The following is a 17,928-nucleotide window of genomic DNA, read 5'->3' on the forward strand; positions in this document are numbered from 1 at the left end:
CCCGCCCCACGCATCGATGGCGCGTCTCCTCCCCAGCGACTCCCACGGCACGCCGGACACGGCGCTCCCGCCTGACGTGCAGCACACCGTGGTCACCGTGGGGACCTTCGATGGCGTGCATCGCGGACACCAGGACGTGTTGCAGCGCCTCGTGCGGCGCGCCGCGTCGCTCGGAACGCGCTCGGTCCTCGTCACCTTCGATCCGCACCCGCTCGAGGTCGTGAACCCGGCCGCCGCGCCGTCGCTCCTCACCGTCGGTGACGAGAAGCTCGAGGTGCTGGCCGAGAGCGGCATCGACTACGTCGCCATCGTCCCGTTCACGCGCGCCCTGGCCGCGTTCGACGCCGAGCAGTTCGTCGACGAGGTGCTCGTTCGTCGCTATCGCGTGCGGCACCTCCTCATGGGACACGACCACGGTTTCGGGCGCAACCGAGCTGGCGACGAGAACGTCCTGCGGGCACTCGGCGAGGGGCGCGACTTCACCGTCGAGGCGGTCGATCCCGTCGTGGGAACGCATGGCCAGCCCGTTTCGTCCACCGCGATTCGGCGCGCGGTGGCCGGCGGAGACCTGGATCGGGCGCGGGAAGGGCTGGGGCGACACTACGCCGTCGGGGGGCGAGTGGTGCAGGGCGAGCAGCGCGGGCGGTTGCTGGGCTTCCCGACCATCAACACGCCGCTCCCGTCGCCGAGAAAACTCCTCCCGCCCCAAGGGGTATATGCCGTCCGCGTACAAACGCCGCGCGGACCCTTTGGCGGGATGCTCAATCTCGGCCCGCGACCCACGTTCGGCGATGTCGACGTGACGCTCGAGACACACCTGTTCGATGCGCACGGCGACTTCTACGGCATGCGGGTCCGGATCGACTTCCTGCGACGCCTGCGGGACACCGCCCGGTTTGACACGCCCCAGGCGCTCGCGGAACAGCTCGCGCGCGATGAGCGCGCGGCACGCGAGACGCTCGCGCTAACGTCGTGATATGCTCGCACTTCGGTTGACTCGACCGTATCGAAAGTCTAACCTTCCAAGCTTCCCGTACCTCAACCTTTTCACAGTTCCGCCGAATGTCGAATCTGAAGTACCGCGTGGCCCTCATCTTGGCGCTCGTCGTGGCGTCGGTTTGGGCGCTCTTTCCGCGGACGGTGGTGGAGCGCGTCAAGCGTGACGGCAGTTTCGTCTACGACACGGTGCGCCGCGTTCCGCTCAAGCGAGGCCTCGACCTGCAGGGGGGGATGCACCTGGCCCTCGAGGTCGACGAGTCCAAGCAGGCGGTGGCCGACAAGAGCGACGCGCTCGATCGCGCGCTGAAGGTCGTTCGCACCCGCATCGACGAATTCGGCGTCTCCGAACCCGTGGTGCAAAAGGTCGGCAGCGATCGCATCATCGTCGAACTCCCGGGAGTCGACGACGAGGCGCGCGCCGAAGCGGTGGTGCAGCAGTCGGCCTTCCTCCAGTTCCAGATCACCGACGAGACGCAGGCGCTGGACAAGGTCCTGCCGCGCCTCGACCAGATCATCAAGGACAAGGGGACGGCGGGCGCAGCGGTGGCTGGCGACTCGACGAAGCGCACCGAAGTGCCGGCGATCCCCAACCTCTTCAGCAAGGATACGACGGCTGCCGGCGACTCGACCAGGAAGGATTCGTCGAACGCCGCGATCCCGCCCACCACGGGCGGTCCGTTCTCGAGGCTCATCCAGGGCGGGCAGTTCCCCGGCGAGTACATGGTGGCCGAGAAGGATGTCGCGGCCGTCGAGACGTACCTCGCAATGCCCGAGATTCAGGGTGCATTGCCGCCAGGAAAGGTCCTGCGCTGGTCGTCTGACACGCTGACGCTGGGCCAGCAGTTCTACCGTCCGATCTACGTCGTCGACGCGCGCCCCATCATCACCGGCGAGTACCTGCAGGACGCCAAGCCGAACAGCTCCCCGATCGAGGGAACGGTGGTGGAGTTCGAACTCAACAACGAGGGCGGCCGCCGCTTCCGTAGCGAGACAGGGAAGCACGTTGGCGACTACATGGCCATCATCCTCGACGACAAGGTCGTGGGGCGCCCCCCCGTCATCCAGAGCGCGATCGGGACGCGTGGCCAGATCACGATGGGCGGACGCGACCTGCAGGCCGCGCAGGATCTCGCACTCGTACTTCGCGCCGGTTCGCTCCCGGTTCCGCTCAAGATTGCCGAGGTGCGCAGCATTGGTGCGTCGCTCGGGCAGGACTCGATCTCGAAGGGGACGCTGGCGATGGTGATCGCGGTGGGGCTCGTGATCGCGATCATGATTGGCTACTACCGCTTCTCGGGCACGCTCGCGGTGGCCGCGCTCCTGCTCTACCTCCTCTTCACCATGGCAATCCTCGCCGGCTTCGGCGCGGTGCTCACGCTGCCGGGGCTAGCGGGACTCGTGCTCACGGTAGGTATCGCCGTCGACGCCAACGTGCTGATCTTCGAGCGCATTCGTGAAGAACTCGATCGCGGCAAGACGGTGCGCACGGCCATCGACGAAGGCTTCAAGCACGCCTGGAGCGCCATCCTCGACACGTCCGTCACGACCATCCTCGGCGGCGCGGTCCTGTATCAGTACGGCACCGGCCCGGTGAAGGGCTTCGCCGTGACGCTCATTGCCGGCATCTCCGCTTCGCTCTTCTCCGCCGTCTTCGTGACCAGGACGTTCTACATGATCTGGCAGTCGCGCACCAGGAACGTCCAGACGCTGAGCATCTGATGATTCGCATCTTCCACAACACCAGGTACGACTTCATCAAGTGGTGGCGCCACGCCGCCATTGCGACGGTCGTCTTCATCGCGATCGGCCTCGGCTCGTTCATCGTGACCGGCGGCGTGAACTACAGCATCGAGTTCACCGGCGGCACCCTGATGCAACTCGAGTTCAAGCAACCGCCCGACGTGGCGGAGTTGCGCGCCACCGTCGACAAGGTGGCACCCGGCGCCGAGATCCAGCAGTTCGGGACCAACCTGGAGTACACGTTGCGCGCCCGCCTCGAGGGCGCCGGCTCGGACAACACGAGTACCACCGAGGGGATCGCGAGAAAGATCCAGCAGGTGCTGACAGAGAAGTACGGTGCCGAGGGCTTTACCGTGAAGCGCACCGAGGCCGTGGGGCCCAAGGTCGGGAGTGAACTGCGTCGAGGCGCGATCGTCGCGATGCTCCTGGTGTCGCTCGTCACGCTCGTCTACCTCGCCTTCCGCTTCGAGTGGCGATTCGGCGCTGCCGCCGTGTTGTCCACGGCGCACGACGTCCTCGTCACCTTCGCCTTCATCAAGATCTTCCACATCGAGGTCTCGCTCGTCGTGGTTGGTGCAATCCTGACGCTCCTCGGGTATTCGGGGAACGACACGATCATCATCTTCGACCGTGTGCGCGAGGACTTGCGCAAGGCACGCAAGGAACCGCTCATCGATACCCTCAACCGCGCGATCAACGAAACGTTGCCGCGCTCGATCCTCACGCACACCACCACGCTCTCGGCAACGGCGGCACTGCTCATCTTTGCCGGCGAGGTGCTGCGTCCGTTCGCATGGGTCATGTTCTTCGGCGTCTTTGTTGCGACCTTCTCCTCGATCTACGTCGCGGGCCCGCTGCTCCTGTACATCGAGCGCAAGTTCCCGCGCTCGGTGACCGACAAGGCGCACGCGGTTCCCGCCGCCGTGAAGGCCGAGTCGAAAGGCGAGAACACGCCAGAGCGCCCCGCACGCCCGTCGGGCGCCAGCAGGGGGACGCAGCGTCCCGCAACGCGCTAGACCACGACGAACCGCCGCGAATGCTCGCGGCGGTTCGCACTTCCGGCCCACCGGGCTCCCGGCATGGCGCGGTTCATCGATAGCCACGTCCATCTCAGCGATCCCGCGTTCGATTCCGACCGCGCCGAGGTCATCGCGCGCGCGCGCGCAACCGGCGCGCAGGCGCTGGTCTGCATCGGCGAGTCGCTGGCGGCCGCGGCGCGCGCGGAACTCATCGCGCAGACCCACCCGGGCTTCGTCTACTTCACCGCCGGCGTGCATCCGCACGACGCCGCGGGATTCGACCCGATCTCCGATAGCGAACGCATTCGCGAGTTCGTGGCTCGTGGTGCGGTGGCGATTGGTGAGTGCGGGCTGGACTATCACTACGATCATTCGCCGCGTGACCTGCAGCGGCGCGCATTCGCGCAGCAGCTCGCGATCGCGCGCGAGGTGCGGCGACCGGTCGTCGTGCACACGCGCGAGGCGGTGGACGATACGATCGCGATGGTGCGTGAGGCGGGACGCGCCGGAATCTCCGGTGTCCTTCACTGCTTTGGCGGTCCGGCCGCATTGGCCGAAGCGGCGATCGAGGCCGATTGGTATTGTTCGTTCAGCGGCATCGTCACGTTCAGGAAGTGGAACGACGATGCACTGCTGCGCATGATCCCGGAGGACCGTATCCTGATCGAGACTGACGCACCGTATCTCGCGCCGGTGCCGCATCGCGGCAAGCGCAACGAGCCGGCCTATGCCTCGCTCACCCTCGCACGCGTCGCACAGGCGCGCGCGGTGAGCGCCGAGGCGCTCGGCGAGATCACGAGCCGCAACGCTGTCAGGTTCTTCGCTCTGGCGACCCCGGGTACCGCGCCATAGAATCGCCGCGCGAGCGCCCGAGGCCCGGCGCGCTCGCATGGCACATCGAGTGCGAGTCGCGCGACGTTGGCCGACCATTGCACCCGTCACTTCTCCCGTCACACGCCGAATGTCCGCGATTCCTTCCGATATCGAGATTGCGCAAGGTGCCACGCTCCGCCCCATCGTCGACGTTGCGGCCGAACTCGACCTGACGCCCGACGATCTCGATCAGTACGGCAAGTACAAGGCGAAGATCCCGCTCGAGGTCACGCAGCGTCCGGCGCGCGGGCGGCTCGTCATCGTCACGGCCATCAATCCCACGGCGGCGGGGGAGGGGAAGACGACCACCTCGGTCGGGCTTGCGCAGGCGCTTCGGCAGCTGGGGAAGCGGACGGCGCTGTGCATCCGCGAACCGAGCCTCGGCCCTGTCTTCGGCGTGAAGGGTGGTGCAGCTGGCGGAGGCTACGCGCAGGTGATCCCGATGGAGGACATCAATCTCCACTTCACGGGCGACTTCCACGCCATCTCGTCGGCGCACGCGCTCCTCGCCGCGATGCTCGACAATCACCTGCAGCAGGGGAACGCGCTCAACATCGACCCGCGCCGCATCACCTGGCCGCGCACCATCGACATGAACGATCGCGCCTTGCGCCGCGCCGTCATCGGGCTGGGCGGACCGGCCGAAGGCGTGGTGCGCGAGGAGCGCTGGGTCATCATCCCGGCCAGCGAGATCATGGCGATCGTGGCGCTGTCGACCTCGTTCGCCGACCTCGAGGCCAGGCTGTCGCGCATCATCGTCGGCTCGACGTACGGCGCCGAGCGCAAGCCGGTGCGTGCGGGCGACCTCAAGGCCGCAGGCGCCATGGCCATGCTGCTCAAGGATGCCATTCGCCCCAATCTGGTGCAGACGCTGGAGGGCGGGCCCGCCTTCGTGCATGCGGGACCGTTCGGGAACATCGCCCACGGCTGCAACTCGATCCTCGCCACGCGGGCCGGACTCGCGTTAGGCGACATCGTCGTCACCGAGGCCGGCTTCGGCTCGGACCTCGGGGCGGAGAAGTTCTTCGACATCAAGTGCCGCATGGGCGGCCTCAAGCCCGAGGCGGCCGTCCTCGTGGCGACCATCCGAGCCCTGAAGATGAACGGCGGGGCGAACAAGAAGGACCTCGCCACCGAGGACCTCGCCGCACTCGAGCGCGGGCTGCCGAACCTCGAGCACCACATCGCCAACGTGCAGCAGTTCGGGCTCCCGGTGGTCGTGGCGGTCAACCGGTTCGGGACGGACAGCGACGCCGAGTTGGCGATGGTGACCGCGTGCGCGCGCCGCGCGGGCGTGCGTGTGGCGCTCAACGAGGTCTTCGCCAAGGGTGGGGAAGGGGGGATCGAGCTGGCGCATGAGGTGCTGGCCATCCTCGACGAGGGAAAGGCCAACTTTGCCCCGATCTACGATGCATCGCGCCCCATTCGGGAGAAGATCGAGACGGTGGCGCGCCGCGTGTATGGCGCCGACGGCGTCGATTACTCGCCCAAGGCCGATCGGTCGATCGACTACCTCGAGTCCATCGGGCTGGGCCAGACGCCGGTCTGCATGGCCAAGACGCAGTATTCCCTCACCGATGACGCAACCAGACTGGGGCGGCCGACCGGCTTTCGCATTACGGTGAACGAAGTGTATCCTGCCGCCGGCGCCGGCTTCGTGGTCGCGCAGTGCGGTGACATCATGACCATGCCCGGGCTGCCCAAGGCGCCGGCGGCGGAGCGCATGGCGGTTGCCGCTGACGGCTCGATTGCCGGCTTGTTCTAACGGAGGAATGCAACGTGAGCGTGAACTATCTGCATACGGACGATGCCCCGGCCGCCATCGGCCCCTACTCCCAGGCCACAGAGGCCGGCGGCTTCCTCTTCACCGCGGGCCAGATCCCGCTGGATCCCGCCACGATGAAGGTGGTCGACGGCGATGTGGTGGCGCAGGCCGAACGCGTCCTCGCCAACCTCGGCGCCGTGCTCGCCACGGCCGGTTGCACCTGGATGGACGTCGTGCGCACCACCGTGTTCCTGCACGACATGGCCGACTTCCCGCGCGTCAATGAGGTCTATGCCAAGGCGCTGGGCGCCGCACGCCCCGCGCGTTCCACCGTGCAGGTCGCGGCGCTTCCGCGCGGCGTCCTCATCGAGATCGACGCCATCGCCAAGCTTCGCTAACTCGTATGTCCGACGACCGCGCCCGCATCTTCCGCTTGACGCAGTTCGCCCGCTGCGCGGGTTGAGCCGCCAAGCTGGGTCCGGGCGACCTCACGCGAGCGCTCGCGGCGCTGCAACCGCGACACGATCCCCGTCTCCTTGTCGGGCACGAGACCTTCGACGACGCGGGGATCTTCCGGCTGTCCGCTGATCTCGCCCTCGTGCAGACCGTCGACTTCTTCGCCCCCATCGTCGACGACCCCTACGACTTCGGGCAAGTCGCCGCCGCCAACGCGCTCAGTGACGTCTACGCCATGGGGGGCGAGCCGCTCACCGCGCTGTCCATCGTTGGCTGGCCCACGGGCAAGCTCCCGGTCGAGGTGCTCTCCGAGATCCTGCGCGGGGGGCAGGACAAGGTGCACGAGGCCGGGGCGTCGCTCGTCGGCGGACACACCATCACCGACGACGAGGTCAAGTTCGGCTTTGCAGTCACGGGACGCGTGCATCCCGACCGGATTCTCACCAACGCCAACGCGACGCCCGGTGACATCCTCGTCCTCACCAAACCGCTCGGTACCGGGCTCGTCGCCACCGCCGTGAAGCGCGACCAGGTGGCGCCGCTCGCCGAGGCGGCGATGGTGACCTCGATGAAGCGGCTCAATCGCGAGGCGGCGCTCGCTGCGCTCGACGTGGGGGCACGGTGCGCCACCGACGTGACCGGCTTTGGCCTGCTGGGACATGCGTGGCACATCGCACGCGCCAGCCAGGTCACCCTGCGCGTCGATCCGTCGCGCCTCCCGATCCTCCCCGGCGCCGCCCAGGCGCTTGCCGACGGGATTCGGACTGGCGGAGCAGAGCGCAACGACGCGTTTCTCGCCAGCGAAGTCGCGTGGGGGACGGCGACCGCAGAGCAGCGCGCGCTCCTCGTCGATCCGCAGACGTCTGGCGGCCTCCTCGTGGCGGTCCCGGTCGCACGTTTCGCGGACTATGTTTCGCGCGTCGACGGCAGCGTTGCGATCGGCGAGGTGCTTCCGCCCGGGGAACATCGCATCACCCTCGCGGGGTAGTACCGCGCTCCATCGGGCGTCGCGCCTGACGACAGGGTGGCCAGCTCCCGCAGGGGGGCGGATGGGGCCTGGTGGCTTCCGTCGTCTTCAAAACGGCTGTGACCTGACTGCGTCGGGTTTGGTGGGTTCGATTCCCACACGCTCCCGCCAACTCTGCTTCCTTCGGCCAGGGTGCCTCTCCTGCAACGACCCCGTTCCACTGTTCGATCGTCATGCGTCGTGCGCGTCGTGCGCGTCGTGCGGGCGTTCGTGCCGAAGCTCGTGACGACGCTTGCCGCGGCGCTCATCCTCGCGCCTACGGCGCAGGCGCAACACGCTGACTCGGCGCGCGCCGGCGTCAAGCCAAAGGGGGACAGCGCGCGCGTCGTGACGCCCGCGACGACGGCGGAGCCGACCCCCGCGGCGCCGTCGCGCCGTCGCGCGACCGCGATGCGGGACTCGCTCTCCCCGCCCGTCTCGCCGGGACGCGCATTTCTGTTGTCTCTCGCCGTCCCCGGGCTCGGGCAATCGCGCCTCAATCGCCCGACCGCCGGCGCCGTCTACTTCACCTCGGAAGCGGTCTGGCTGGCGATGCTCGGCAAGGCGGCCAATGACCTGCGCATCGCCAAGGCACATGCGCGCGACGTCATCGTGAACACGTACGATGTCGACGCGACCACCGGCGCGCCGAAGGTCGATGGCGATGGAAACTACGTGGTGAAGGACACGCTGCGCAGCAAGTACGCCGACCCCCTCGAGTCGAGCGGTGTGGGCGAACAGCAGCAGCGCAGCCGCGTCAAGGCCCGGCGACTCCATTTCGAGGACTGGATCGCGATGCTCCTCTTCAACCACCTCTTCTCGGCGGCCGACGCCTTCGTCTCCTCGCAGCTGTGGGACCTTCCCGCGCAGGTGGAGATGCGCGCCCTTCCGCGCGGGGTCGGGATCGGGTTCACGCTGCCGTTTCGTTAGGCTTGCGGGTGGCCTCGGCGCCTGCCGTGCCGCGGCGCTCGCCTAACCGCGGCGCCTGCCGTACCGCGGCGCCTGCTGGCACCTCGCGACGGTGACGCGTTAGGCGCGGGTCGTTTTCCGACCGTCGCGGTGCGCCCCCTACTGCCGCGGTTCGCGGCGCGGTTCGCGTCGGGGTTCGCGGCGCAGCAGATCCGATCCCGCCCCCGCCTGCGTGATGCGAAAGCGCCGGAGTTCCACGCCGTCGTTGGCGATGCGCAGGAAGGTCGAATCGCCCAGCCAAGTCCCGGCATTCGCGTAGACGCCGCCGCCCGGCGCGCGTTCCACGTCGGGAACGTGCGAGTGCCCGAAGATCAACAGCTGCAACGACGGGTCGGCCTCGAGGTCGTGCATCGCCACCTTGTGCAGCCCCGCCCCCCCGTCCTTGGCGCGGTAGGTGCGGCTGGCGTGCGACGAGCCTAACGCCAGTCGCGACGCAAGGTCCGGGTGCAGCCAGCGAAAGGCACGGATCGCCACGCCGTTGCGAAGGACGCTGCGCAGCGCGCGGTACTTGCGGTCCTCGGCATCGCGCAGGCCGTCCCCATGGTCGATGCGCGCCCTCCAGCCGTCGATCTCCCCCCGCCAGGTGCCGACCACGTACGTCACCCCCACGTCCGTGCGCAACACGTCGCCGCCCCAGCAGTCGTGGTTGCCCGCGATCCAGATGATCTCCACCCCCGCCTCCGCCAGGTCGGCCAGCGCCGCCAGCACACGGTACCCGGCCCTCGGCATCACGTGCTTCCACTCGAACCAGAAGTCGAACAGGTCGCCGTTGATCACCAGCGAGCGGGCATCGCGCTGGATGTCGCGGAGGAACGCGACCAGCAATCGCTCGGCGTCGCGGCTGGCGACTCCGAGATGCGCGTCGGATATGACGTAGCACGGAGATGGGAGCACGCGCCGAACTTAGGGGAGTGCCGCTCCCTTTACAAAGGCTGGCGGAGCACGCATCTTCGCGCCGACTGCGATTCCCAGAAGGGGGACGGATGGCACAGAGTGCGCTCGGACTCATCGAGACCAAGGGGCTCGTCGGCGCGATCGAGGCCGCCGATGCGATGGTGAAAGCGGCGAACGTTCGCCTCATCGGAAAGGAGAAAGTCGGGGGCGGATACGTCACCGTCTTCGTCCGCGGCGATGTGGGGGCCGTCAAGGCCGCCACCGACGCCGGGGCCGCCGCCGCCGAACGGGTCGGCGAACTCGTGTCGGTTCACGTCATTCCGCGCCCGCACGCCGAACTCGAACTGATCCTCCCTCAGGGAGCGCTGGGTGACGCCGGCTGATCGGGGCTGGTCCATCGATGCACTCGGTCTCGTCGAGACGCGCGGTCTGGTAGGAGCCCTCGAGGCGGCAGATGCCGGGACCAAGGCCGCCGACGTGCGGCTCCTCGGCACCGAACGCGCCGACGCCGCCCTGGTTACCGTCAAGTTCCTGGGGGAAGTCGCCGCCGTGAAGGCAGCCGTTGATGCGGCCGCCGCGGCGGCGCAGCGCGTGGGGCAACTCGTGGCTGTCCACGTCATCCCCCGTCCGCACGAGGAGCTGGGCCCGGTCGCCGAGGACGACGAGGGGAGCGATGCTCCCATCCCGCGAGAGCGACTCGACCGGGAGCAGCTCGAGCAGCTCAAGGTCGTGGAACTGCGCTCCCTCGCGCGCCGTATCGCCGCGTTTCCTCTCAAGGGGCGCGACGTGGCGCGCGCCGGCCGCGATGAACTGCTCGCCGCCTTTCGTGCCCTGAGCAGCGGCTGACCGCTCGGCTCCCATGGACGCCGATCTGCGCAGCATCCAGGAAGCGCGCGATCTCGTCGCCAGCGCGGCGCAGGCGCAACGCGACTTCGCTCAGGCGTCGCAGGAGCACGTCGATCGCGTCGTCCATGCCATGGCCACTGCGGCGTCGAGCGCCGCGGAACCACTCGCGCGCCTGGCGGTGGACGAGACGCGTATGGGCGTCTACGAACACAAGGTCATCAAGAATCGCTTCGCCTCCGAGCTGCTGCTCGAGTACATCCTCCCGATGCGCACCGTGGGCGTCCTGCGCGAGGATCGCGAGCGGAAGGTGCGTGAGCTGGCCGTCCCCATGGGCGTCGTGGGCGCCATCATCCCCACCACCAACCCGACCTCGACGGCGATCTACAAGGCGCTCATCGCCGTCAAGGCGCGCAACGCCATCGTGATGTCGCCGCATCCGCGTGCCGTGAAGTGCACTGTCGAGGCCGGACGCATCCTCGAGGCGGCGGCGCGGCAGGCCGGTGCACCGGTCGGGCTGGTGAATGTGATGACGACACCAACGCTCGAGGGGACTAACGCGCTGATGCGCCATCCGCAGACGGCCGTCCTCCTCGCCACCGGCGGTTCCGACATGGTGCGCGCCGTCTACACCGCGGGAAAGCCCGCGTACGGCGTCGGGCCCGGCAACGTGCCGTCCATCATCGAGCGCACCGCCGACCTCGCGAAGGCCGTGGCCGACGTGGTGGACGGCAAGACCTTCGACGCCGGCGTGCTCTGTTCGTCCGAAAACTCGGTGGTGGTCGACGCCCCGGTGGCTGCGCGCGTGCGTGAGCTGTTCGTGGCCGAGCGCGGGCACTTCTGTTCGAGCGACGAGAAGCGGCTCCTCGAGCGCTACATGATCCCGGCCACGGGGAAGGGGATCAATCCCGATGTCGTCGGGCAGCCGCCGGGCGAGATCGCGCGGCGTGCGGGATTCGACGTGGCGCCGGACTGCAAGCTTCTGCTGGTGGAGTTGTCGAAGGTGGGGCGCGAGGATCCGCTCTCCCGGGAAAAGCTCTGTCCCGTGCTTGGATTCTACGTCGAGGATGGCTGGGAACGGTGCTGCGAGCGGGCGATCGAGCTGCTGCGCTATGGTGGCATGGGACATTCGTTAGGCATCCACTCGCGCGACGAGGCGGTCATCGACCGCTTCTTCCGCGAGAAGCCCGCCTTTCGCATCATCGTCAACTCCAACACGGCGATCGGGGCCGTGGGCTACACGACCGGCTTCGCGCCGGCGCTCACGCTCGGGCCGGGCTCGTGGGGCGGGAGCATCACGTCGGACAACATCACGCCGTTGCACCTGCTCAACATCAAGCGCATGGGGGAGGAGGTGCGCCGGTATCGCGATCCGCTGCGCGATCGTGCACCGGGCGTCGCGCGCCCCGCCATGCCGTCGCAGTCGCTGTCGCCGACGTCACGGCCCGCGGGCGTGGCGCCCTCAGCGCGCGTGGCGCCCTCGGCGCGCGTGGCGCCGCCCGCACAGGTGGCGCCTGCCGCGCACGTGGCTTCCTCTTCGCGAGTGCACGAGCGCTCCGGCAACGCGTCATTTGACGCGTCGCGAGTCGTCGACGACTTCCTGGCCGGTGTTCCCGAGGGGCGCCGATGACTCCCGACGAGCGCGAGCGCCTCGCCGCCCTCATCGCTGCCGAGTTGCTGCGCACGCGCTCGGACGTCGCGCACACGCCGGCCGAGGACAATCCAGGCGAACGCCGGGGGCCAGCGGGATCAACCTGGCTCCCCGTACCGGTGCGCCCGGAGCCACCCGCCCGCGGCGCCGAGCCGCCTGTGTGGAGTGGCGCCAGCCAGTCGTTAGGCGATGTGGCGCCGGGCCGCGCGCCGGCGCCGTCGCCCCACCGCGCCGATCTCGGCGAAGTCACGGCCGCGGTGCGTGCCGCCGCCGCCGGCCAGCACGCGCCTCCCACCTCGCGTGACGCGTCGCCGGCCGGCGCCCCGCGCGGTCATGCGGATCGCTCAGCGCGACGCGGCGCGGCGGCGCGACTGGGGCGGGGCGACGTGATCGTGCCCGTCGGGGTCTCGCGCCGCCACGTGCACCTGTCGGAGGAGCATGTCCGCGCACTCTTCGGCGTCGCGGCCCTCGACGTCGCGCGGCACATCCGGCAGCCCGGTCAGTTCGCCGCGGTGCAGTGCGTCGACGTCGAGGGCCCCTCGGGGACTCTCGCCCGCATTCGCGTGGTAGGCCCGGCGCGCAGCGCCACGCAACTCGAACTGGCCCGCAGCGACGCGTTGCGCCTCGGGATCGACCCGCCGCTCGCCGCCAGCGGGGCGCTCGAGGAGTCGTTAGGCGGCGTGACGCTCGTCGGACCGAACGGGCGCGTGTCGCTCGAGCGCGGCGTCATCGTCGCCGCACGGCACCTGCACGCCTCCGTCGCCGATGCCGCGCGATGGGGGATGCGTGATGGCGACCGGCTCGACATCCGCTGTGGCGAGGGAGCGCGTGCGGTCACGTGGCACGACGTGCTCGTCAGGTCCGGCCCCGCGCACGCCACCGAGTTCCACCTCGACGAGGACGAGGCGCACGCCGCGGGGGTGACGTCGGCCGACACCGCCCGCATCGTCGGCTGGCGCGAACAACGCCCCACACGCCGCACCCTCGTGACCGAGCGCGACGTCGTCGAGCTGGCGCGTCGCGGCGGGGCGCTCCCGCACGGCGCGCTGCTCACGCCGGCGGCGCGGGACCGCGCCCGCGCCCTGGGGCTGGACACGCCATGACCCGCCCGCGTCCGCACTTCGACGTCGAACTGCGCGTGCGCTATGCCGAAACCGACCAGATGGGAGTGGTGTATCACTCCGAGTACCTCGTCTGGTGTGAGGTGGGGCGCACCGAGTACATCCGCGCCCTCGGGCTCCCGTACGCCGAGATGGAACGTCGCGGTGCTCTCCTTGCCGTGGCCGACGCGTCGCTGCGGTACCACGGTTCGGCGCGTTACGACGACCTGATCCGCGTCGAGACCACGCTTGCCGAGGTGAAGTCGCGCGCCATCACCTTCGACTACCTCATTCGTCACGTGCAATCCGGGGCCCGTCTGGTGACCGCACGCACTATGCTCGTCTCGCTCGACCGCGACGCACGCCCCGCCCCCATCCCGGCCGACGTGCGCGACCTGCTCGAGAAGGCCATGCGAGACGGCGCCTGATGCAGCTGACGATGGCCGGGCGCCGTCTGGCAACGCCTGGCGCGCGCCGTGTGCTGGCCCTCATCACCGTGCTGGGTGCGAGCGCCTGTGCGCCCAGGGTTCGCCCGCTCACCGGTGTCCCGTATCCTCGGCGCATCCCCGAAACGCCCCTCCCCGAGGGGCACGCGAGGCTCGTCTTTCGCTGGGAGTATGGCGACCCGATCTTCTCGGCGCGCGGCGAGGGCGTGGCGCGCATCGCCCCGCCCGACTCGGTTCGCCTGGACTTCTTTTCCGACGGCAACCTGGGAGGGGGATTCGCGATCCTGATCGGTGACCGCCTCGCGACCCCGGCAAACGACGACGCGGTGCGCTATCTTCCTCCCGTCCCGCTCCTCTGGGCCGCCCTCGGTCGCCTGCAGGTCTCGGGACGTGACACCGTTGCCTACGTGACGTCGGACACCCTGCGCGCCGACATCGGACGCTCGCCCACCTGGCGCGCCACCTTCAGCGGTTCCTCGCTCATCGCCCTCCAGCGCGTCGATGACAACCGGTTGCGAGAGTCGGTCCTTCGTGATTCGAGCGTCATCCGGTATCGCAACTATGGCTCCCGCAGGCGCCTCACGCTCACCCTGCTACGACGCATCGCCGACCCGCCGTACGATGAAGCGATCTGGCATCACTAGTCTCGCGCTCGTGCTCGTACTCGCCACCAGCGGTTGCCTGTATTCGCTCTCGGGCGGTGGCGGGTTGCCGAAGCATGTGCGCACCGTTGCCGTGGTCCCGTTCGAGAACGAGACGGTGAGCCCGGAACTGACGGGCGAGTTGCACTCGGAGTTGCGCAAGGGGATGATGGATCGACTCGGCCTGCGCGACGCCAACGAGCAGCGGGCCAACGCCGTCGTCACCGGGAAGATCACGTCCTACGAGGTCGACGTCCCCGTGTCCTTCTCCGCCGACCCCAACCGGGCCACCTCGGCACGCCGCCGGCTGCAACTCAAGGTCGACGTGAAAATCATCGACCAGACCACGGGGAAGGTCCTTTTCGAGCGCTCGGGGGTCAGCGCCGAGGGCGAGTACAACGAACGCGAGGAACCCGCCGGGCGCAAGCAGGCCATTCAGCGCATCGTGAACGAGATCATCGAGGGAGCGCAATCCCAGTGGTGACCGCGCGACGCGGGGTGGGGAAGCTCGGCTGTCTCTTCTCGCTGCTCATCGCGGTGACGGTGGTCTATTTCGGCGTCAACATCGGCGAGGTCTACTGGCGCTACTACCAGTTCCGCGATGCGATGCAGCAGGAGGTGCGCTTTGCGCGGTCGCGCTCCGACGACGACATCGTCCGGCACCTCCGCGCCCTCGTCGACTCCATCGGGCTGCCCGACGAGGCAGGGCGCGTGCGGGTGCAGCGGTCGCAGCGCAGCATCTCCATCTTCAGCGAGTACTCGGAGCACGTGGAACTCCCGCTCTTCGTGCGCGAGTTCCGCTTCCGCCCCCAGGCCGACGGCGGCCTGTGAGCGCACCAGACGTGGCCGAGCGCATCCTGTCGCGTCGCCAGGCGCAAGCGTGGCGTGCCGCGCAGCAGGGGCGCGTGGTCTTCACGAATGGGGTCTTCGACCTCCTGCACCCCGGCCACATCGACGTCCTGCTCGCCGCCCGGGCGCACGGCGACGCCCTCATCGTCGGGCTCAATAGCGACGCCTCGGTGCGCCGCCTCAAGGGTCCCGATCGCCCTGTGCGCGCCGAGGCGGAACGCGCCTACGTGCTCGCCGCGCTCCGCTGCGTCGATGTAGTCACCGTCTTCGACGAGGACACGCCGCTGGAGCTGGTGCGCGCCGTGCTCCCCGACGTCATCGTCAAGGGAGGCGACTACTCCGAGGACACCGTGGTTGGCGCGCGCGAGGTGCGCGCGCACGGCGGCGCTGTCGTGATCGTCCCGCTCACGCCTGGCCAGTCCACCACTTCCATCATCGAGAAACTGCGTGCCCAACGAAGTTCCGCCACCACGTGATCGCGCGTCGGGCGCCCTGCGTCCCGTCACCCTCGAGCGCGGCGCCGTGCGCAACGCCGAGGGGTCCTGCCTCGTCTCCTTCGGCAACACCAAGGTCCTCTGCGCCGTCACCGTGGAGGACTCCGTGCCCGGATGGCGCAAGGGGAGCGCGCAGGGGTGGATGACGGCGGAGTACTCGATGCTACCGAGGGCCACCAACACCCGCACGTCACGCGAGCGGTCGCAGCTTGGAGGACGCACCCAGGAGATCCAGCGCCTCATCGGGCGCAGCCTGCGCGCCATGATCGACGACTTCTCGTTCGGCGAGTACACCTTGCGCGTCGATTGCGATGTGCTGGACGCCGATGGTGGAACGCGAACGGCGGCGATCACCGGCGCCTGCGTGGCCGCGGTCGATGCGTTCGCCTGGATGGTGCGCAGCGGCCGCATCGCCACATCGCCGGTGCGGCGGCGGGTGGCGGCGGTGAGCGTCGGCATCATCGATGGCGCGCCACGCCTGGACCTGGAGTATTCGGAGGACGTGCGAGCCGCCGTCGACATGAATGTGGTCATGACGAGCGAGGGGCGCTTCGTCGAGGTGCAGGGAACGGGCGAGCACGCCGCCTTCGACCGCGCGGAGCTCGACCTGCTCGTGTCGCTGGCCGCCGACGGCATTCGCCAGTTGGACGCGATGCAGCTGGCGGCTCTCTCGGGTCCCGTTCCGTGAGCGGCACGGCGCACCCCGTGGAGCGCCGGCTCCTCCTCGCCACGCGCAGTGCCGGCAAGTTGCGGGAACTCGCCCCGCTGCTGCGCGAGGCCGGCTATGTGCCAGTCGATCTCGAGACGGCCGGGATTCCGGAAGCCCCCACCGAGTCGGCCATCGAGGCGCACGACACCTTCGAGGCCAATGCGCTGGCCAAGGCGCGGCACTTCTTCGCGGTCAGCGGCATTCCCACGTTAGCCGATGATTCCGGCCTCTGCGTCGACGCCCTCGGCGGCCGCCCGGGTGTGCGGAGCAAGCGATGGTCGGCACGCCACGACCTCACCGGGCAAGCGCTCGATGACGCCAACAACGCCGCGCTCCTGGCGGCACTCACCGCCGACATGTCGCGTGCGGCCGCGTATGTGTGCGCGGCAGCGTATGTCGACGACGACGGAGAATTGGTGCGACGCGGCGAGGTGCGGGGTACGATCCTGGCGGAGGCGCGAGGGACCGGTGGCTTCGGGTACGATCCGTACTTCCTCTCGCACGAGTTGGAGCAGACGTTCGCCGAGGTGACGCGTGAGGAGAAGGCGCGCGTCAGTCATCGAGCGCGAGCGGTTCGTGCTGTGTTGTCGGCGTTGGGGGCAAACGCCGCGCATGCGATGCGTACCGGGGGACGTTGACATTGGGCTGCGCCCGGCTACAATTCCGTCTCCCCAGCGGGGCGTAGCGTAGCCCGGTATCGCGCCTGCTTTGGGAGCAGGAGGTCGCCGGTTCAAATCCGGCCGCCCCGACTTCGCAGGGTTACCGTCCGAGTGCGGCCGGTCGAAGCGCCAGTAGCTCAGTTGGATAGAGCGGCAGCCTTCTAAGCTGCAGGTCGGGGGTTCGATTCCCTCCTGGCGCACCAGTGGCGATTCACATTCGCTCCCTTAGCTCAATTGGCAGAGCAAGCGACTCTTAATCGCTAGGTTGATGGTTCAAGTCCATCAGGGAGCATGAACGGGCGGGCTGCCGGCGACGGCGGCCTGTTCTGTTTTTTGCGGGGGGTGTTGGGGGGCGCGGTGAGGTGTGTGGAGGGGAGTGGCGGGGCTTGCGTGAGAGTGAGCAAGGGTTTAGTAATTGAGTCTCCCCGGAACGCTGCCTACCCGATTGGGTAGGTGAGGGGAGAGAAGGGATTGGCCTTGACGAACGGCGAGCTGTTCGATACGATTCAAGGCTGTCGCAAACGCGACAACAATGCTGATTGAAAATCGAGTTGAGCGTGAAGTGTGCGAGGCGGACTCGTCGAACCGGTGCTCGTCAGGGCATCGGGGAGAGTTTACTGACGTACATAAAGTGATTCGGACGATCGGCGCGTTTTGGCGCGACGATTCGAACGATCGAGCTATTATCGAATTCTCTTGGAGAGTTTGATCCTGGCTCAGGACGAACGCTGGCGGCGTGCTTAACACATGCAAGTCACGGGGGGCCCGCAAGGGTCAACCGGCGAACGGGTGCGTAACACGTGAGCGACCTGCCC

General features: G+C 68.6%; 20 protein-coding genes, 4 tRNA genes and 1 rRNA gene. 24 read left to right on the forward strand and 1 reads right to left on the reverse strand.

The features are described from left to right. The first annotated feature begins 16 nt into the window (after positions 1–16). From IT359_06710 to IT359_06750, 9 genes are all read left to right on the forward strand, one after another. Positions 17–976, forward strand: coding sequence for a bifunctional riboflavin kinase/FAD synthetase (locus tag IT359_06710; GenBank protein ID MCC6928669.1), 960 nt, complete (start codon positions 17–19; stop codon positions 974–976). Positions 977–1,062: 86 nt separating this feature from the next. After that, entirely contained in the window at positions 1,063–2,718 is a 1,656-nt protein-coding gene (gene secD / locus IT359_06715) for a protein translocase subunit SecD (protein MCC6928670.1), read from the forward strand. Then, a complete protein-coding gene (gene secF / locus IT359_06720) occupies positions 2,718–3,755 on the forward strand; it encodes a protein translocase subunit SecF (protein MCC6928671.1) in 1,038 nt (345 codons plus the stop codon). The genes secD and secF overlap by 1 nt, the downstream gene beginning before the upstream one ends. 63 nt (positions 3,756–3,818) lie before the next feature. Further along, positions 3,819–4,610 carry a TatD family hydrolase gene (locus IT359_06725; protein ID MCC6928672.1) on the forward strand — a complete coding sequence of 264 codons (792 nt, stop codon included), beginning with the start codon at positions 3,819–3,821 and terminating at the stop codon, positions 4,608–4,610. A gap of 37 nt (positions 4,611–4,647) precedes the next feature. Beyond that, a complete protein-coding gene (locus tag IT359_06730) occupies positions 4,648–6,396 on the forward strand; it encodes a formate--tetrahydrofolate ligase (protein ID MCC6928673.1) in 1,749 nt (582 codons plus the stop codon). Between the two features lie 14 nt (positions 6,397–6,410). Continuing rightward, positions 6,411–6,794, forward strand: coding sequence for a RidA family protein (locus tag IT359_06735; GenBank protein ID MCC6928674.1), 384 nt, complete (start codon positions 6,411–6,413; stop codon positions 6,792–6,794). A 74-nt stretch (positions 6,795–6,868) separates the two neighbouring features. Beyond that, a complete protein-coding gene (gene selD / locus IT359_06740; protein ID MCC6928675.1) occupies positions 6,869–7,840 on the forward strand; it encodes a selenide, water dikinase SelD in 972 nt (323 codons plus the stop codon). Positions 7,841–7,893: 53 nt separating this feature from the next. Continuing rightward, positions 7,894–7,990 (forward strand) — tRNA-Sec (locus tag IT359_06745). Between the two features lie 69 nt (positions 7,991–8,059). Then, positions 8,060–8,788, forward strand: coding sequence for a hypothetical protein (locus IT359_06750; GenBank protein ID MCC6928676.1), 729 nt, complete (start codon positions 8,060–8,062; stop codon positions 8,786–8,788). 138 nt (positions 8,789–8,926) lie between these two features. Here the strand turns inward: IT359_06750 and IT359_06755 are convergent, their stop codons facing one another. Beyond that, positions 8,927–9,721 (reverse strand): UDP-2,3-diacylglucosamine diphosphatase, encoded by a 795-nt coding sequence (locus tag IT359_06755; protein MCC6928677.1) that lies wholly within the window; start codon positions 9,719–9,721, stop codon positions 8,927–8,929. A gap of 89 nt (positions 9,722–9,810) precedes the next feature. Here IT359_06755 and IT359_06760 point away from each other — a divergent pair, with 89 nt between their 5' ends. The 15 genes from IT359_06760 to IT359_06830 all read left to right on the forward strand — a co-directional run. Continuing rightward, positions 9,811–10,104 carry a BMC domain-containing protein gene (locus tag IT359_06760; protein ID MCC6928678.1) on the forward strand — a complete coding sequence of 98 codons (294 nt, stop codon included), beginning with the start codon at positions 9,811–9,813 and terminating at the stop codon, positions 10,102–10,104. Positions 10,105–10,117: 13 nt separating this feature from the next. Then, positions 10,118–10,567, forward strand: coding sequence for a BMC domain-containing protein (locus IT359_06765; GenBank protein MCC6928679.1), 450 nt, complete (start codon positions 10,118–10,120; stop codon positions 10,565–10,567). Positions 10,568–10,580: 13 nt separating this feature from the next. Next, positions 10,581–12,194, forward strand: a complete 1,614-nt coding sequence (locus IT359_06770) for an aldehyde dehydrogenase family protein (GenBank protein ID MCC6928680.1) — start codon at positions 10,581–10,583, stop codon at positions 12,192–12,194. Next, positions 12,191–13,318: a hypothetical protein gene (locus IT359_06775; GenBank protein MCC6928681.1), complete on the forward strand. Its 1,128-nt coding sequence runs from the start codon at positions 12,191–12,193 to the stop codon at positions 13,316–13,318. Before IT359_06770 ends, IT359_06775 begins: the two co-directional genes overlap by 4 nt. After that, positions 13,315–13,743: an acyl-CoA thioesterase gene (locus IT359_06780; GenBank protein ID MCC6928682.1), complete on the forward strand. Its 429-nt coding sequence runs from the start codon at positions 13,315–13,317 to the stop codon at positions 13,741–13,743. The genes IT359_06775 and IT359_06780 overlap by 4 nt, the downstream gene beginning before the upstream one ends. 11 nt (positions 13,744–13,754) lie before the next feature. After that, entirely contained in the window at positions 13,755–14,405 is a 651-nt protein-coding gene (locus IT359_06785; GenBank protein MCC6928683.1) for a hypothetical protein, read from the forward strand. A gap of 10 nt (positions 14,406–14,415) precedes the next feature. After that, a complete protein-coding gene (locus IT359_06790; GenBank protein ID MCC6928684.1) occupies positions 14,416–14,886 on the forward strand; it encodes a hypothetical protein in 471 nt (156 codons plus the stop codon). Further along, a complete protein-coding gene (locus IT359_06795; protein ID MCC6928685.1) occupies positions 14,883–15,233 on the forward strand; it encodes a hypothetical protein in 351 nt (116 codons plus the stop codon). The genes IT359_06790 and IT359_06795 overlap by 4 nt, the downstream gene beginning before the upstream one ends. Then, entirely contained in the window at positions 15,230–15,727 is a 498-nt protein-coding gene (rfaE2, locus tag IT359_06800; GenBank protein MCC6928686.1) for a D-glycero-beta-D-manno-heptose 1-phosphate adenylyltransferase, read from the forward strand. Before IT359_06795 ends, rfaE2 begins: the two co-directional genes overlap by 4 nt. Then, on the forward strand, positions 15,699–16,433 hold the full coding sequence (gene rph / locus IT359_06805) for a ribonuclease PH (protein MCC6928687.1): 735 nt from the start codon (positions 15,699–15,701) through the stop codon (positions 16,431–16,433). Before rfaE2 ends, rph begins: the two co-directional genes overlap by 29 nt. Next, a complete protein-coding gene (locus tag IT359_06810) occupies positions 16,430–17,092 on the forward strand; it encodes a non-canonical purine NTP pyrophosphatase (GenBank protein ID MCC6928688.1) in 663 nt (220 codons plus the stop codon). Before rph ends, IT359_06810 begins: the two co-directional genes overlap by 4 nt. A 37-nt stretch (positions 17,093–17,129) precedes the next feature. Beyond that, positions 17,130–17,203: transfer RNA gene (locus tag IT359_06815), tRNA-Pro, on the forward strand. Between the two features lie 36 nt (positions 17,204–17,239). Continuing rightward, a tRNA-Arg gene (locus tag IT359_06820) sits at positions 17,240–17,316 on the forward strand. Positions 17,317–17,332: 16 nt separating this feature from the next. After that, a tRNA-Lys gene (locus tag IT359_06825) sits at positions 17,333–17,405 on the forward strand. A 401-nt stretch (positions 17,406–17,806) separates the two neighbouring features. Further along, positions 17,807–17,928: ribosomal RNA gene (locus IT359_06830) — 16S ribosomal RNA — on the forward strand; the annotation flags it as partial.

It is taken from the genome of Gemmatimonadaceae bacterium, from assembly GCA_020852815.1.
Taxonomy (GTDB): domain Bacteria; phylum Gemmatimonadota; class Gemmatimonadetes; order Gemmatimonadales; family Gemmatimonadaceae; genus SCN-70-22.

What these genes read in the sequence shown, in the direction of transcription:
- IT359_06710 (MCC6928669.1), top strand. Translation starts at nt 17, where the DNA reads ATGGCGCGTCTCCTCCCCAGCGACTCCCACGGCACGCCGGACACGGCG.
- secD (MCC6928670.1), top strand. Translation starts at nt 1,063, where the DNA reads ATGTCGAATCTGAAGTACCGCGTGGCCCTCATCTTGGCGCTCGTCGTG.
- secF (MCC6928671.1), top strand. Translation starts at nt 2,718, where the DNA reads ATGATTCGCATCTTCCACAACACCAGGTACGACTTCATCAAGTGGTGG.
- IT359_06725 (MCC6928672.1), top strand. Translation starts at nt 3,819, where the DNA reads ATGGCGCGGTTCATCGATAGCCACGTCCATCTCAGCGATCCCGCGTTC.
- IT359_06730 (MCC6928673.1), top strand. Translation starts at nt 4,648, where the DNA reads ATGGCACATCGAGTGCGAGTCGCGCGACGTTGGCCGACCATTGCACCC.
- IT359_06760 (MCC6928678.1), top strand. Translation starts at nt 9,811, where the DNA reads ATGGCACAGAGTGCGCTCGGACTCATCGAGACCAAGGGGCTCGTCGGC.
- IT359_06770 (MCC6928680.1), top strand. Translation starts at nt 10,581, where the DNA reads ATGGACGCCGATCTGCGCAGCATCCAGGAAGCGCGCGATCTCGTCGCC.
- IT359_06775 (MCC6928681.1), top strand. Translation starts at nt 12,191, where the DNA reads ATGACTCCCGACGAGCGCGAGCGCCTCGCCGCCCTCATCGCTGCCGAG.
- IT359_06780 (MCC6928682.1), top strand. Translation starts at nt 13,315, where the DNA reads ATGACCCGCCCGCGTCCGCACTTCGACGTCGAACTGCGCGTGCGCTAT.
- IT359_06785 (MCC6928683.1), top strand. Translation starts at nt 13,755, where the DNA reads ATGGCCGGGCGCCGTCTGGCAACGCCTGGCGCGCGCCGTGTGCTGGCC.